Here is a 13,937-nt window from a genome sequence, read left to right as displayed (position 1 = left end):
GAGAGCAACGTGGCGACGGCAAAGCAGTATATTTTTGCCATTCGCTTTTTGTTTAACAGCATTTATGCATTGACGGATAAGAAGATCGATGCCCAAACGCTCCCGCCGGCCATGGCCATTCAGGCAGCCACCTGCGGTATGTTCCCCTACCAACTGGCGCAGGTGGTCATAAAGCTGGCCCTGTCGCTGGCCGAGTCGACGATCGATCTGTCAGATTTGATGGACGGAGAAAAAGTACCGCTGCTGAAAACGAAGGATACATGGCATTGTTCTCTTGAAGGATTGATTGATAAGTTGAAGGAAGAAGCGGTGGATAAAATTAAAGAAGCGGTGGAAAGAAGGGGGACGGAGATGCTTGGAGGGTTACAACAGGCAATCGATGATGCAGGGGAATGGACTACTGGGACAGTAAATGATTTGAAGAATACGATTGATTTTGAGTTTGAGGCCGCAGTGAACAACACGCTGAATACTGCTGCGACTACGATGGCACAAATTGCTACAGACAAGATTGAAATGAAATTTATCACATTATTTACAACAACAGGAAGTGGTATGTTGAGTAAAGAATCATTAGAATCTGAAGTTGATGCCGCATTGGATCAATATATCGAAGATTTTAGCGGTGAAGAAAATATTAAAGAGACGTTGATGGCTCTAAAATTGGAAGTCAAAGATAAAATTACAGAGAAAATATATCCGCACTTAGAGACTGCGGCAAAAAACATCTCTGATGCGACCGGTGGTCTTGAAATTGATGCGACAATGTTTAAAGATTTACAAGATAAAATTGGATCAGCGGTCACGGAGTATACTACTGTGGCAACAAATGCGATATCTTCTAAAGTTAATTCTTTCATCGGTAATGCTACTGACAAGTTAAAAGATCTTGTACAAACAAAAGGCGAGAAGATTTTAGACGATGTCAGTGAAAAGTTGTCTCAAAAAACATCGGAACTGCTCGATTCATATTTCCCCACAAAGACCACGACCATCGAGGGCACTAAAAACACTGGCGGAGAAACGTCCAGCTCGACGGATACAATTTTTAAATTTTCTTATAAAGATTATTTGAGGTTATTTTTATTTTTGAAACTGGCCTGCGGTGGTTCCGACGATACAATGCTGCGTATTGCCGATGTAGTTCAATTGAATCTTGGATCTGGCATGAAAGAATATGCGTCTCACTATGGCCGGGCAGGGAGTCCGGCCCATGCTAAGGGAGATCAGTTTAGGATGAATAAGGCCTACAGTTATGTGGAGTTGAAGGTGAACATCAATGTAAAAGCGTTGCTGATGTCCAATCAAATTTTTGTAAAAGGAGCGAGTGATTCGACAAAAAAGCCAATCAACTATTGGGAGTATGAATATAAGACCATCGCAGGCTATTAAGGAGGAAACGAATGTGAAAAAGGTTTTTGTTGTTGTTTTGTCTTTGGCGTTGGCAATCGTATGTCTGGCATGTGGGCCACAAAATGATAGGAATGAAGATGTTATACCCTCATCTTCGAATACTGCTACCACTACAAATGGCCAAACAGAGACCGATGCAGTAGAAAATCCATTGACAATGGATTTGACACAGAAATTCAAAGATGAGAGGACAGGGTATAAGTTAAAATTCAAATGGAGAGGTATGCATTCTTCGAATGGATACGAATATTTACTTAGAGATGTAGATAGGTGTATGGTATTTTCAAAGTATTTTGATGGAGATATTGTTAACACAACGGATAAAGACAATATCAAAATTGAGAATATTAAAACCACAGAGGACATCATCACAGAAATGATCCCATATAAAGTGAAGAGTCTTCTAGAAAGAGGAATGCCATTGGAGACGGTGGCGGAAGCAACTTATGAGGCCGGAGAGACGATCACTGTGGATGGATGTGAAGCGACTAGATTTACCGGAGACTTGGTGTATACGATGGCAGAAGATGACTTCCGTGAATGCACGGTAGTAGGCTACGCCATCATGGGCTCCAAACGCCCGATGTTGATATGGGCAACGGATATCAGCAAAGACCATGGGTACATGGAAGAACTGACCGACCTGGTCGACCGAATTATTCTGACCTTCGAAGACGAGCCGGAGGGAGAAGAGGATTGATCTCCCAATTTCGATTGCTGTTCGCTACAATTGAGAGATTCTATTGAACGAGATGCACGCCAGATATGTGTCGGAGGTGTGGGGCAAAGGAGGAGCATCGGCATGAAAAAGAGGAACGGCCTGCTTGGGAGGGAGCGGGGATCCATCACTGTGGAAGCCTCGCTGTCTATGGTGTTTTTTACCTCGGTGATGGTTATGCTGCTCTCGCTCATCAACATCTGCCGCGTGCAGTCGGCCATCAATCACGCCCTCAATGTCTCCGCGCTGGAGATGTCGCAGTATTCATACTTCTATGAAGTGACGGGTCTGTACTCGCTGGACCGGGATATGCGCGCGGCGGGCGGATCCGCTGATGAGACGGTGACGGGCATGATCAAAAACGCCGACACATCCATTGCCGGCGTCGAGAGCATCTACAATCTGATCGGCAGTTCAGGCGAGGCCATCGGTGGCGTCGAAACGCCGACGGATGTGCTGGACACGTATCAGACACTCAAGGACAATTACGAAAATGCCAAGACCAATGTCTACAATATCTCCGACTCGATCAAAGCGCTTGGCGACCAAGTGGACGGCATCGTCTCAAACCCGATGGACTTCGTCAAGAGTCTGGCGGCGATGGGCATCTCAGGCGGCATGGACGAGGCAAAGTCTCATCTGATCGCCGCGCCGCTCGCGCGGGCCCTGGTCACGCGGCACATCGGCAACGGTCGTTATGCCGACGATCAAAAAACGGACGCGGACCTGTATCTGAAGGCCATGGGGCTCAAAGAAGGGTTGGGCGCTCTGAATTTCAACATGTCCACGCTCTTTTCAAAGGACGCTCCGTTGGATGTGAATCTTGTCATCGCGTATGAATTGGAGGTCATCAAGCTCCCCTTCGTCGGGCCGGTCAAGCTCCAGTTTGTCCAGAGCGCCTCCACACGAGGCTGGTTGGGCGGCGACGAAACCATCGTCCCCGCGCCGGCGCCCGCCTCCCCGCCGCCGAGCGGGTCGTCGGAGGACTCCATCTGGAAACTCGGCAACATCGATAGGGGGATGTTCTTCAAAAACATGCTCAAAGAGACGCACGCAGGCACAGGCATCGTCACCGCGCAGGGCATACAGACGCCCTATGCGTATGACGAAAACACCAACACATTCTACCATTGTATTTCGATCAATGTTTTTAGCAATAGCTACAACAATGCATCCGGATTCAGAGCAGCGTACAGTGCGGGACAAATAAACGGAAGATTCTTAGATAAGTTGGAAAAAATTGAAAACACAACGGAGATTCCCATGGAGGGCGGCGGCAAAGTGACCGTCGATCAGGGTCGACATAAAAATGTGGAGTGCCTTGTGATCATCCCGGAGGACGCCCCGCCCGAGGTGGAGACGGCGTTGCTGCGGGAGTTGAATGCGAAGGCGAACGTCTACAATTCGAGCGCCGATGCCGACGGGGTCACGGTATCCTACCGCATCGCCCGGGGCGGCGGCAACGCGAAACCGGACGAGACGCCGGCCGAGGAGGCCGCCTGAGCCCCGGCGGCTGTTTGGAGGTTCGACAAAGCTGGAGTGGCGGCGTGTGTCCACGGTCAACAAGAAAACAGAACTGTCTTTGCGCGTCGGTGTAAGGGCGAACTGTGTTCACCCGTACCTGGAGGATTTTACGGAACACAGAAACTGGGAAAATGGAAAAGGAAGTGTTGTTTTATGCAAACCAAACGGACAAGCAAAACCTTGCTTCTGCTCTTGGCGGTATGTTTTGTGTTGGGGGTGATATCGCCGGCGATGGCGGAGAACGAAACGGAGATACAGCCGTTGGCAGCGGCGGCGGTGACGGACTTTGCCGGCTTACAGGCGGCCGTCAACGCCTTCAACAGCGATGCCGCCGCGGACACAACCATCGAGGTGAGCGGCAGCATTGACATGACTGCGCTCCTCACCGTCAGCAACGCGGACTACGCCCTGACGCTCACGGGCGGCACACTCAAGCGCGCCGCCGCCGACGTTTATTTGGTCTACGTCGATTCCGACGCGGCGCTGATCTTGGAGGATATCACGCTGGACGGGGCGAAGGACGCGTACAGCGCGAACAGCGCCTCGCTGGTGCGTGTGGAGGAGGGCGCGCTGACGCTGCAGGACGGCGCGGTTTTGAAGGACAACGTCTCGGGCTACGGCGGCGGGGTGTACGTCTCGGGCGGCAACAGCAGCTTTACGATGACCGGCGGAGAGATCTCCGGCAATACGGTCGTTGGCGGCGTTGGCGGCGGAGTGGCCAGTGCCGGCGCCTTTACGATGACCGGCGGAGATATCACTGGCAATGCGGCCAGTTACGGCGGCGGTGCGTATGTCGGCGGTTCCGCGAGCAGCTTTGAGATGGGCGGCGGGCATATATCCGGCAACACGGCCACGGACGGCGGCGGCGGGGTGTATGCCTATACCACTGGCCGCGTGAGCGGCGGCGGCATCTCCGGCAACACAGTCATCAGTGGCAATGGCGGCGGGGTGTACGTCTTGGGCGGCAGCCTTGCCGTGGACAGCGGGGAGATCTCCGGCAACGTGGTCGTCGGCTACGGCGGCGGGGTGTTTGTCCATGACGGCAGCTTTACGATGACCGGCGGGCTGGTGTTTGGTCGGGGGGAGATGTCCGCAGAGGTTGTAGTCCCCAACGCATGGACGCCGGCGGAGGACGGGACCGGACTTGTGATCCGCTGGAGCGGTGCGGACGGCGCCGTATACACCGAGGGCGCGGCGACCGATATCCACACGCTGCCGGCTTCCGGGGCGGCGGCGGTGTGGGCCGAGGACGCGCAGCAGGGCGGCGGCGTCTCTTATGCGCGCGGCGACAACACCGGGTTCATCCCCCTGCCTGTGACGGTGACGGCGCCGGGCAAGCAGGTCGTCACGCTGGAGGGGCTCGCCATTGCGGACAGCGTGTACAACGGCGTCCCCCATCCCGGTTACGGCGGATCGGTAAGCTTCGGCGGCGGGACGCCCACCGTCGCCACTTTGACGGCATGGTACACCGGTACGGCCAACAACGGCGGTGATTACGCCGGCGCCGAGCCGCCGACGAATGCAGGCAGCTACACCGTTTTGGTGACGCTGGATGACGACCCCGCGTATACCGGCGAGTGGACGGCCGGTTTCACCGTCGGCAAGGCTGCCTCGCCGACTCCGGACCAACCAGTGGCCGGCGATGTGACCACATCGGGTTTCCGGATTACCAATGCGTACCCGGTTGCCTACGGTCTCCTCGAATATCGGCTCCAACCCGCCGGGGGTGACTACGGCGCCTGGGCAGTGTATGACAACGACGCCGGCGTCGCCGGTCTGGCTGCCAACACGGTCTATGCGTTGGAGGTACGGTACGCCGGCGACAGCAATTACAACGAGAGCGCAGCGTCTACGGCGCAGGCCGTCACCACCGAAAAAGAGACATTGACAGGTGCTGTCGCCGTCGGCGGCAGTCATATGTTTGGAGAGACGCTGACCGTCGATACTGCCGGGCTGACGCAGCCGGACCTTGGCGCGCTCACCCACCAGTGGTATCGAAACGGGACGGCCGTAGCCGGCGCGGCCGGCAGTACATACAACCTGACTGAGGCTGACGTGGGCGCGGTGCTCAACGTGGAAGTCAGCGCGGCCCATTACGCCGGCAGCGTCCTGTCAACCAACGGAACCGTCGTGGCGAAGGCCCCGCAGAGCGCGCCGGGCGCGCCGGGCGAGGGCGGCAGGACGACAGACAGCGTCACGCTGACAGCGCCCGCGGGCGCCGGTCCCTTCCAGTACCGTCTGGGTACGGACGGCGCGTGGCAAGACAGCCCCGTCTTCGGGGGGCTCGCGCCCGACACGGCGTATGCCTTCTACGCCCGACAGGCGGAGACCGCCACCCACTTGGCGTCCCCGGCCGGTCCCGGCCTCGATGTCACCACCGACCGGGAGGCGCCGCCGCCGGCGCCCGGACTGACGCTCACCGAGACGGCGACCGGCGCGACAGCCCGTTTCGGCCATGCGGCGGCGTCGGGGACGGCGCGGCTCATCGTCACGCTGTACAGCGCGACGGGCACGCTCGCCCAGATCGAGCAAAAGACATTCACACTGTCCGGCGGCGTCGAGGCACTCAGCATTGCCTTCGACAAAGAGCAGTTCGCGGGCGGCCAAGTCGCGGCGTTTGTGTGGGATGAGACGGATACCCCCTTGTGCGACCAAGAGACGCTTCCGATGGCTGCGCCGTAAGAGGACGGGCGCATCGGCGCAGGGGAGAACCGTGTACCCGTGCCCGGAGGATTTTGCGGGGAACCGCCCCCGAAAGATTAGTACCTTGTTGCCGCGAAGCGGCAACAAAAACAAGAATTTGTGTTGTGGGTTGCAGGTGCAACCCACGTTATGAGAGGATGAAAGACGGTGGAGGCTTGGGTGTCGGCGCCCGTGGTGCTGGTAGCGGCTGCGGCGGTGCTGCTCTATAACAACAGGGAGGTTCTCCGGGAGGATGGTTCCCTGGGGCGGAAGTGCGGCGCCATCGTGCGGCGGAAAAACGCCGTTGTCGCGCTGCTGTGCGCCGTGCCGCTGGCGGAGGCGGCGTTCTTGGTCTCCCATTTTTGTTATGACAGCGGCGTGCCGTACGCGGTGAAACTCCTCTGCGTATGCGAGTGGCTGATCCCCATCGCGTACATGGACTACAAAAAGCACATCATCCCCAACACGCTCATTGCGGCGGGTCTCGGACTGTTTGCGGTTTTTTTCGCCGTGGATGTATTTGTGCTTCGCTACGAGGCGGTCGATGTGCTGAAAGCGGCCGGCGGCGGTCTGCTGCTGGGCGCGGGCGTGTTTGTGTTGTGCCTGCTCGTGACCAAGGGCGGTATGGGGATGGGCGACGTCAAACTATTCGGTGTTTTGGGGCTGCTCCTCGGGTGGGACGGAGTTTTCTATGTTATCTTGTATACGGTCGCGCTGGTGGCGGGCTACGGCGTTGTGATGATGGCGCGCAAGAAGATGGACCGCAAGACGATGCTTCCCATCGGGCCGTTCACCCTGTTTAGTATGCTGGTCAGCGTTTTCCTGGGGCTGTGACGATTTGGGGCGAAGAGGGCAGGGAACGAAGTTGAAAAAATTTTTGATACCCCTTGCGGTTGTGCTGGTTGCGCTCGTCGGTTGGGTGGCTGGGCTCGGCGCTACCCGGCCGGAGGACAGCAGCGCTGAGATTGCGCAGTACCTGTCCGTCGCGGAGCAGCAGATGGGGCTGGAGGCGTACGGCGCGGCCGTCGCCTGCTACGAGCGGGTGATCGAGCTGGAGGATACGCTGGCTCACAATCAATTGCTGGCGGAAGCGTACCGCCGGATGGGGCGGTCCAAGCAGTACCAGAACACCCTGGAGGGGATCGTGGTCAAATTCCCCAAAGAGGCGGCCGGGTACGAGATATTGGCGAACCACTACTACGAGGTGGAGCGGTACACCGACTGCGTGACCACGGTCACAGACGCCTCGAAGGCCGGCGTGCGGACAGACAGACTGACGCAGCTCTATCTGTGGTGCGCCTACCGATATACGCTCGTCGGGGAGAGCTACGAGGAGGCAAACTGTTTCAGCGGGCCGTACGCCGTGGTGCGGGTGAAGGGCAGGTCCCGGTATCTGAATGAGAACCTGACGCCGGTCATGCCGCAGTTCTTCGACACGGCGTCCGACTTCACGGCAACGGGCGGCGTCACGGTGGACGGACGTTCGTACTTCGTTGACAAGGAGGGACTCAAATACCTGGCCTCCGACGAGCCGTATGAGCGGCTGTGGGCGATGAGCGAGAACCGGGCGGCCGCAGTCAAAGACGGGCGGTATGTCTATGTGAACAGCATCTTTCAACCGGTGCTGGCCTCCTACGACCAGGCCACTTCCTTTGCCGACGGGGTGGCCGCCGTCCGCAATGGGGACCAATGGACGCTGATCGACGCCGCGGGCACACAGATTGGCGGTCCCTATCAGGACGTCAAGATCGACGAATATAACTACTGCAGCCGTCAGGGTCGGATCTTCGTCAAGATGGACGGATGGTATATTTTGGTAGATTCATCGGGCAAACGGATGGGGCAAGAGTGGTTTGAGGACGCGATGCCCTTTTTCACGGACACATGGGCCGCGGTGAAGAGAGACGGCAAGTGGGGGTTTGTGGACAGGGACGGCGCGATTGTTATCGAGCCCAGTGAGGAGTACGAGGAGGCCCGCTCGTTTGGCAGCGGACTTGCCGCGGTGAAGATCGAGGACGGGTGGAGTTTCATCTCGAAGGCGGACAGCGTGGTGATCAACAGCATGTTTATGGACGCCAAATGTTTCTCAGACAACGGCCTTTGCCCAGTCAAAATCGGCGGTGTCTGGCGTTACATCAAACTGACAAGCCGCCCGTAGGGGTCGTTGACATGCCAAAAACTGGCGCGGAAGGGGTGGACAGGATGAAATTGGGGTTTGAGACACAGGGTGTGAACACCTATTTGATATGCCGGCTGGAGGACAGCGAGACCATCGATACCTTTACCTTCGGGATGATCACCAATACGAGGATCCCGGGGCTGAGTCCCGTGCTGTTTACGCAGATCGACGACGCTCGAATCCTCAAGTACAACATCTCTTCGAAGATCTCCCTGCGGCACTTTTTGGGGGGGCAGGTCAACAAAAAACGCCTGCTCGGCGTCTTTTCCAACATCGCCGCCGCCCTGGCCTCCGCCGAGGAGTACATGCTGGAGAGCGAAACCTTCCTGTTCGATGTGGACAACATCTACACCGACGTCTCCACCTGTGAGGTGTCCCTGATCTGCCTGCCTGTGAGACGCGAAACGGGCGCGATAAATCTGGTCGCCTTCTTCAAAGATATCATGTTCAATACACAGTTTGACCAGTCGGAAAACTGCGATTATGTCGCGCAGATCATCAATTATTTGAACAGCGTCGCGGTGTTTTTGCTGCCCGATTTCAAAAAGAAGATCGACTCGCTGATCTATGTGTCCACCACGCAGACGCAGGTGATCATGAGCCCGCCTCCACCGGCGGGACCGGCGGAGGGTCCGGTGTTTTTGGAGAGCGCCCCCCTGCAGGCGGCGCCGGTGTCGATGGCGATGCCCGCGCCTCTGCCGCCGTTGTCCATGCCATCACCCCCGCCGTCGCCGGTTCCTGTGCCGCCGCTGAGCGCGGGCGCGCCGAGGCCGGCCGCCTTCCCGGGCGCCGCCCATCCGGCGGCGGCGATGCCGCTCCCGATGCCGCCGTCGCCGGGTGTGTCCCGGCAGGTCGTCGGCGTTCAGTTGCCGCCGGGCCTCGCGATGCCGAACAGTGCGGCGCTCCCGCCGGCGCCGGCGGGAGGAAAGCCCGGCCGGGAGAAGAAGGAGAGCAAGTGGAGACTCTTTAGCAAGAACCCGAACACCGACGACAAGAAAGGGAAAAAGAGCAAGAAAGTCAAGCCCCAAAAGGGCGCGCCCGCCGCCCCCGGGATGGAGATGCCGCTTTCCGGCGCGCCGCCCATGCCGCCGCCGGCGATGGCTGCGCCGCCCCCGCCGTCTATGCTCCCGCTGATGAGGCCCGCCGGTCCGACGTCCCTCCCGCCGCCGGCGCCCGCCGATCGGCCTTTGGTGCAACGGCCGGTGCTTCGGCCCATGCCGCCTCCGTGGCCGCCGTCGCAGGCCGTCGGCGACTACGACGCCCCGTCACTGTTTTCTATGGACCCGCTGGTCTCGGAGGGAACGACGCTGCTGGAAGAGGGCGCGCCCATGCCCGGGAGCGCGCCGCATCTGTTCCGGTTGAAGACCCAAGAGAAGATTTATCTCACGAAACCGCTCTTCAAGATTGGCAAGGAGAAAAACTATGCGGACTACACGATCCGGGACAATTCAGCCGTCAGCCGGAGCCATCTCAACGTGATCATGCGCGGCGGCGAAGTTTTTATCGTGGACACAAATTCCAAAAACCACACCTTTTTGAACGATGTGATGATCGCGAGCAATGTGGAGGTCAAGCTGCCGCACGGCGCCCGAGTCCGGCTGGCCAACGAGGAATTTGAATTCCGGTTGTATTGATGGTTCCTCTAAACCGTCGACAGAATAAAACTATTTGTAATATTTAATGAAAATACAACGAATTAGAACCGAAATACCGCGGGCAAGATGGGTGAGAGTATGAATTTTATCGTGTCCGCCAGCACCGATATCGGTCTCGCGAAGGATACGAACCAAGACAGTTTTGTGGTGAAGATTGTCGAGACGCCGCGGGGCGCGATGATGTTTTCCGTGCTGTGCGACGGCATGGGGGGGCTTTCCCACGGAGAGCTCGCGAGTGCCACGATGGTGCACGCGTTTATCCGGTGGCTGGACAACGACTTCCGGCGGATCTGCCACGCGCCTCTGTGGGACGAGCAGATCCGAGCGGAGTGGGAGAAGATCATTGCGCGGGAGAACAGGAAGATCATGGAATACGGTCGTCTTCACGGCATCAAACTGGGCACCACGGTCACCGCCGCGCTGCTGACGGACGAGCGCTACTATATTTTAAATGTCGGCGATACCCGGGCCTATGAGATCGACGGGGAAAGCGTCCGGCAGTTAACGGAGGATCAGACGGTGGCGGCGCAGGAAGCGCGGCAGGGGCGCCTCTCGGACGAGGAAGCGCGCTGTGATCCCAGGCGGAATATCCTGTTACAGTGCGTGGGCGCCTCACGGGTGGTGCAGGCGGATCTGTTCTTCGGCGCGACGCGGCGCGACTGTGTCTACATGCTCTGTACGGACGGATTTCGCAACGAGATCACCCCGGAAGAGATTTTCACATGTTTCAATCCGGCGGCGCTGGATCACACCGCCGCGATGAAACACAACGCGGAGTATCTGATTGGGCTGAACATGCAGCGGCGCGAGCGGGACAACATCTCGGTGGTGCTGATCCGCACATATTGAGACGGCGATGCTACAGAGGGTAATTAAGATAAAAGAGATTTCATGAAGGGGCGCCGCGCGGCGGTCCCTCCGGTGAGGATGTGATCATCATTTCCAGACAGATGCAGTTTGTGTGTCCGTGGGATGGCTGGCGCTTTGTGCGCCTGCTCGGACAAGGGACGTACGGGAAGGTATACTTGGTGGCCAAGCAGGAGTACGGCGGCACCTATTATGCGGCCATCAAGCACATCTCCATCCCCGGCGGAGCGAATCAGGTGGAGGACATCTTCTCCGAGGGACTGGCTTCCGACGACGCGACGCTCCGCGCCTATTGCTCTCAGGTGCTCGAGACATTCATCACGGAGATCAATGTGAACGTCGAACTGAGAGGGCACACCAATTTTGTCTCCTACGACGACCACAAGATCATCCAGAAGGAAAATGTCCCGGGGTATGACATCTATATCAAAATGGAATGCCTCACAAACCTGAACGAGTACATGCGCTGTAAGCCGCTCATGCTGATTGACGTGCTCTCGATAGGCGAGGACATCGGCAATGCGTTGGCCGTGCTGCAAAAGCGCAAACTCGTCCACCGGGATGTGAAGCCGGAGAACATCTTCATCAACAGTGACGGCGACTACAAGTTGGGAGATTTTGGAATCGTCAGGACCCTCAACGAGTCGGCTACACGGATGTCGGCCCGGGGGACTGTGATGTTCATGGCGCCGGAACTGACGCGGCAGGAAAAAGGGGACTACCGGATCGACATCTATTCGCTGGGGTTGGTGCTCTATCGGCTGCTCAACGGGGGTCGCGCGCCCTTCCTCCCGCCGCTGCCCGCGCCGGTCACGCACTTTGAATACAACAACGCGCAGGAGATGCGTCTGCGCGGGGAACCCCTGCCGCCGCCCGCCTTTGCCGACGGGCCGCTGGCGGAGATTGTGTTGCGGACGTGCGCCTTCACGCCGAGCGAACGGTGGCAGAGCGCTGTTCAGATGCGGGAAGCGCTGTACGCATACCGGCTCTCGCTGTCCGCGAAACAGCAGCAGTCCGTCCTGCTCAATCTGTCGGATCCCGCCGTGAGCGGACAGGCCGGGCGGCAGGTGGTGGATCACATTCACTTCACCGAGAGCGGCGGATACATCACCGAGGAGACCGTGTCCCGCGGCGGTGTGATGGGCGCGGAGACAGTGCTGCTCACCTCCGCCGGCGTCTCCGTATCGCCGCCCACTCCGGTTCCCTATGCCCCGAGTTATGCGTCGCCGCCCGCTGTGCCGTATGCGTCGCCCGTATCGCCGCCAGCGGCCGCGCCGCCGCCCGTGTCGGCCGCGTACGCACAGCAGCCTGTTCAAACGCCAGCCGGCTATGCACCGGAGGTCCAAGCGCCGGTATACTATGCGCCGAGTCCGGAGGTCCAAACATCGGCATACTGCGCGCCGAGTCCGGAGGTCCAAGCGCCGGTATACTACGCGCCGAGCCCGGAGGCCCAAACGCCGGCGTACTACGCGCCGAGCCCGGAAGAACAAGCGCCGGCCGAGGGGTCTGTGTCCGTGCCGGCGAGGCGAGCTGCACGGCGGCGGCCACAGGGGCTCATTGCGGCCGTGGGCGGCGCGGCGGCAGCCGGACTCGCGTGCCTGTTTGTGTTTGTTGTCCTTCCCGCTCTGACGGCGGCCACAGTGATGCCGCAGGTCGAGGTGCCGGTGACATCCCCCGTGTCGGAAGAGACGCGGCAGCCGGCGATGCGGACCGCCGTCGTCTCACCGTCGCCTGCCGTTTCCCCGCCGTCCGCCGCGCCGGAGAGGCCCGCCGCCGTGGTATTTGAGGACAAGACGGTGGAGTCGGCTGTCCGCGCCGCGTTGGAGAAGAGCACGGGAGAGATTCGGCCGGAGGATCTGGCGAGTGTCACTGAGTTGCGGGTGAGCGGCGGTCCGGCGGAATCCTTCGTCGACTTGCTGCGCATGCCGCACCTGGAGGCGCTGGCGCTGACCGGGCAGACGTTGGGGGACCTCAGTCCGCTTGAGACGATCAAAACGTTGAAAGAGCTGGAATTGTCCGACTGCGGTCTCGAGGACATCTCCTTTGTCGCGTCCATGTTCGGGCTGGCCCGGCTCGATGTGAGCGGCAACGGATTGATCAATTTGGAATTTGTGCGCATGCTGTCCCGACTTGAATATTTGGACATCAGCGACAATGAGATCGAGGACCTATCCCCGCTGGCGCCGCTGACAGCGCTGCAGACGTTGGAGGCGAGCGGCAATCCGGTGACGGACTGGTCCGCGGTGGCCCATATCCCGGAGGTGCGCGGCGTGCCGGAACCGACACCCACGCCGGCCCCGAGTCCTACGCCCGCGCTGCCCGCGCCGGCGGCGGCACCGACGCCGAAGCCCACGCCGAAGCCCGCGCCGCCCGCCAAGCCCGCGCCGGCGCCCACACCCACGCCGCCGCCGGTCGTCCCGGTGAGCGGGGTGACGGTGTCGCCCGGGTCGGCGCTGCTGGATGTGGGCGGGCGGGTTCGCCTGACGGCCGCGGTCGCCCCTGCCGACGCCGCCGACAAAACCGTGACCTGGTCGAGCGCCAACACCTCGGTGGCCTCCGTCGACCGTGACGGCAACGTGACGGCTCTCGGCGCGGGCACGGTATACATCACGGCCAGCTGCGGCGGCCGGAGCGGGCGGTGCGTCGTCACCGTCGGGTAGAGAGATAAATGCGAGAAAATACCGCGCGGCCGGGCCGCGCGGGGATTGAGGTGTTTTTGATGAGAACGAGAGTACGGAGAGGGACGGCCGCGGTGCTGACGCTGGCGCTGACGGCGGGGTTGTTTGCGCTGGGCGCGCCGGCGGCCGGGGCCATCAACGTGGCCCAGCGCCGTGTACCGGTGGCGGGCGGCATGACGCACTCGGTGCTGGTGAAAGACGGGATCGTGTATACCTGGGGG

At 59.4% G+C, this 13,937-nt stretch carries 10 protein-coding genes; all 10 read left to right on the top strand.

The features are described 5' to 3' along the window. The coding region (locus LBK75_01725; protein ID MDR1157015.1) for a DUF5702 domain-containing protein at positions 1–1,392 on the top strand (1,392 nt) is incomplete at its 5' end. Positions 1,393–1,405: 13 nt separating this feature from the next. Next, a complete protein-coding gene (locus LBK75_01720) occupies positions 1,406–2,113 on the top strand; it encodes a hypothetical protein (GenBank protein ID MDR1157014.1) in 708 nt (235 codons plus the stop codon). Positions 2,114–2,215: 102 nt separating this feature from the next. Further along, a complete protein-coding gene (locus LBK75_01715; protein ID MDR1157013.1) occupies positions 2,216–3,634 on the top strand; it encodes a hypothetical protein in 1,419 nt (472 codons plus the stop codon). Between the two features lie 174 nt (positions 3,635–3,808). Then, positions 3,809–6,337, top strand: coding sequence for a hypothetical protein (locus tag LBK75_01710; GenBank protein ID MDR1157012.1), 2,529 nt, complete (start codon positions 3,809–3,811; stop codon positions 6,335–6,337). 168 nt (positions 6,338–6,505) lie between these two features. Next, positions 6,506–7,171: an A24 family peptidase gene (locus LBK75_01705; protein MDR1157011.1), complete on the top strand. Its 666-nt coding sequence runs from the start codon at positions 6,506–6,508 to the stop codon at positions 7,169–7,171. A gap of 31 nt (positions 7,172–7,202) precedes the next feature. Further along, positions 7,203–8,495 (top strand): WG repeat-containing protein, encoded by a 1,293-nt coding sequence (locus LBK75_01700; GenBank protein ID MDR1157010.1) that lies wholly within the window; start codon positions 7,203–7,205, stop codon positions 8,493–8,495. 11 nt (positions 8,496–8,506) lie between these two features. Next, entirely contained in the window at positions 8,507–10,150 is a 1,644-nt protein-coding gene (locus LBK75_01695) for a DUF6382 domain-containing protein (GenBank protein ID MDR1157009.1), read from the top strand. A gap of 99 nt (positions 10,151–10,249) precedes the next feature. Further along, positions 10,250–11,020: a serine/threonine-protein phosphatase gene (locus LBK75_01690; protein ID MDR1157008.1), complete on the top strand. Its 771-nt coding sequence runs from the start codon at positions 10,250–10,252 to the stop codon at positions 11,018–11,020. Positions 11,021–11,121: 101 nt separating this feature from the next. Continuing rightward, the gene (locus LBK75_01685; GenBank protein ID MDR1157007.1) at positions 11,122–13,698 is read left to right on the top strand and encodes a protein kinase; all 2,577 of its coding nucleotides are present in this window, start codon (positions 11,122–11,124) and stop codon (positions 13,696–13,698) included. A gap of 59 nt (positions 13,699–13,757) precedes the next feature. Further along, a partial coding sequence (locus tag LBK75_01680) for a hypothetical protein (protein ID MDR1157006.1) occupies positions 13,758–13,937 on the top strand: 180 nt, incomplete at its 3' end.

The organism is Oscillospiraceae bacterium, assembly GCA_031265355.1.
Lineage (GTDB): Bacteria > Bacillota > Clostridia > Oscillospirales > UBA929 > JAIRTA01.
The sequence above is the reverse complement of the archived record's forward strand: the minus strand, read 5'-3'. Positions and strand labels throughout refer to the sequence as shown.

What these genes read in the sequence shown, in the direction of transcription:
- LBK75_01715 (MDR1157013.1), top strand. Translation starts at nt 2,216, where the DNA reads ATGAAAAAGAGGAACGGCCTGCTTGGGAGGGAGCGGGGATCCATCACT.
- LBK75_01710 (MDR1157012.1), top strand. Translation starts at nt 3,809, where the DNA reads ATGCAAACCAAACGGACAAGCAAAACCTTGCTTCTGCTCTTGGCGGTA.
- LBK75_01695 (MDR1157009.1), top strand. Translation starts at nt 8,507, where the DNA reads ATGCCAAAAACTGGCGCGGAAGGGGTGGACAGGATGAAATTGGGGTTT.
- LBK75_01690 (MDR1157008.1), top strand. Translation starts at nt 10,250, where the DNA reads ATGAATTTTATCGTGTCCGCCAGCACCGATATCGGTCTCGCGAAGGAT.
- LBK75_01685 (MDR1157007.1), top strand. Translation starts at nt 11,122, where the DNA reads ATGCAGTTTGTGTGTCCGTGGGATGGCTGGCGCTTTGTGCGCCTGCTC.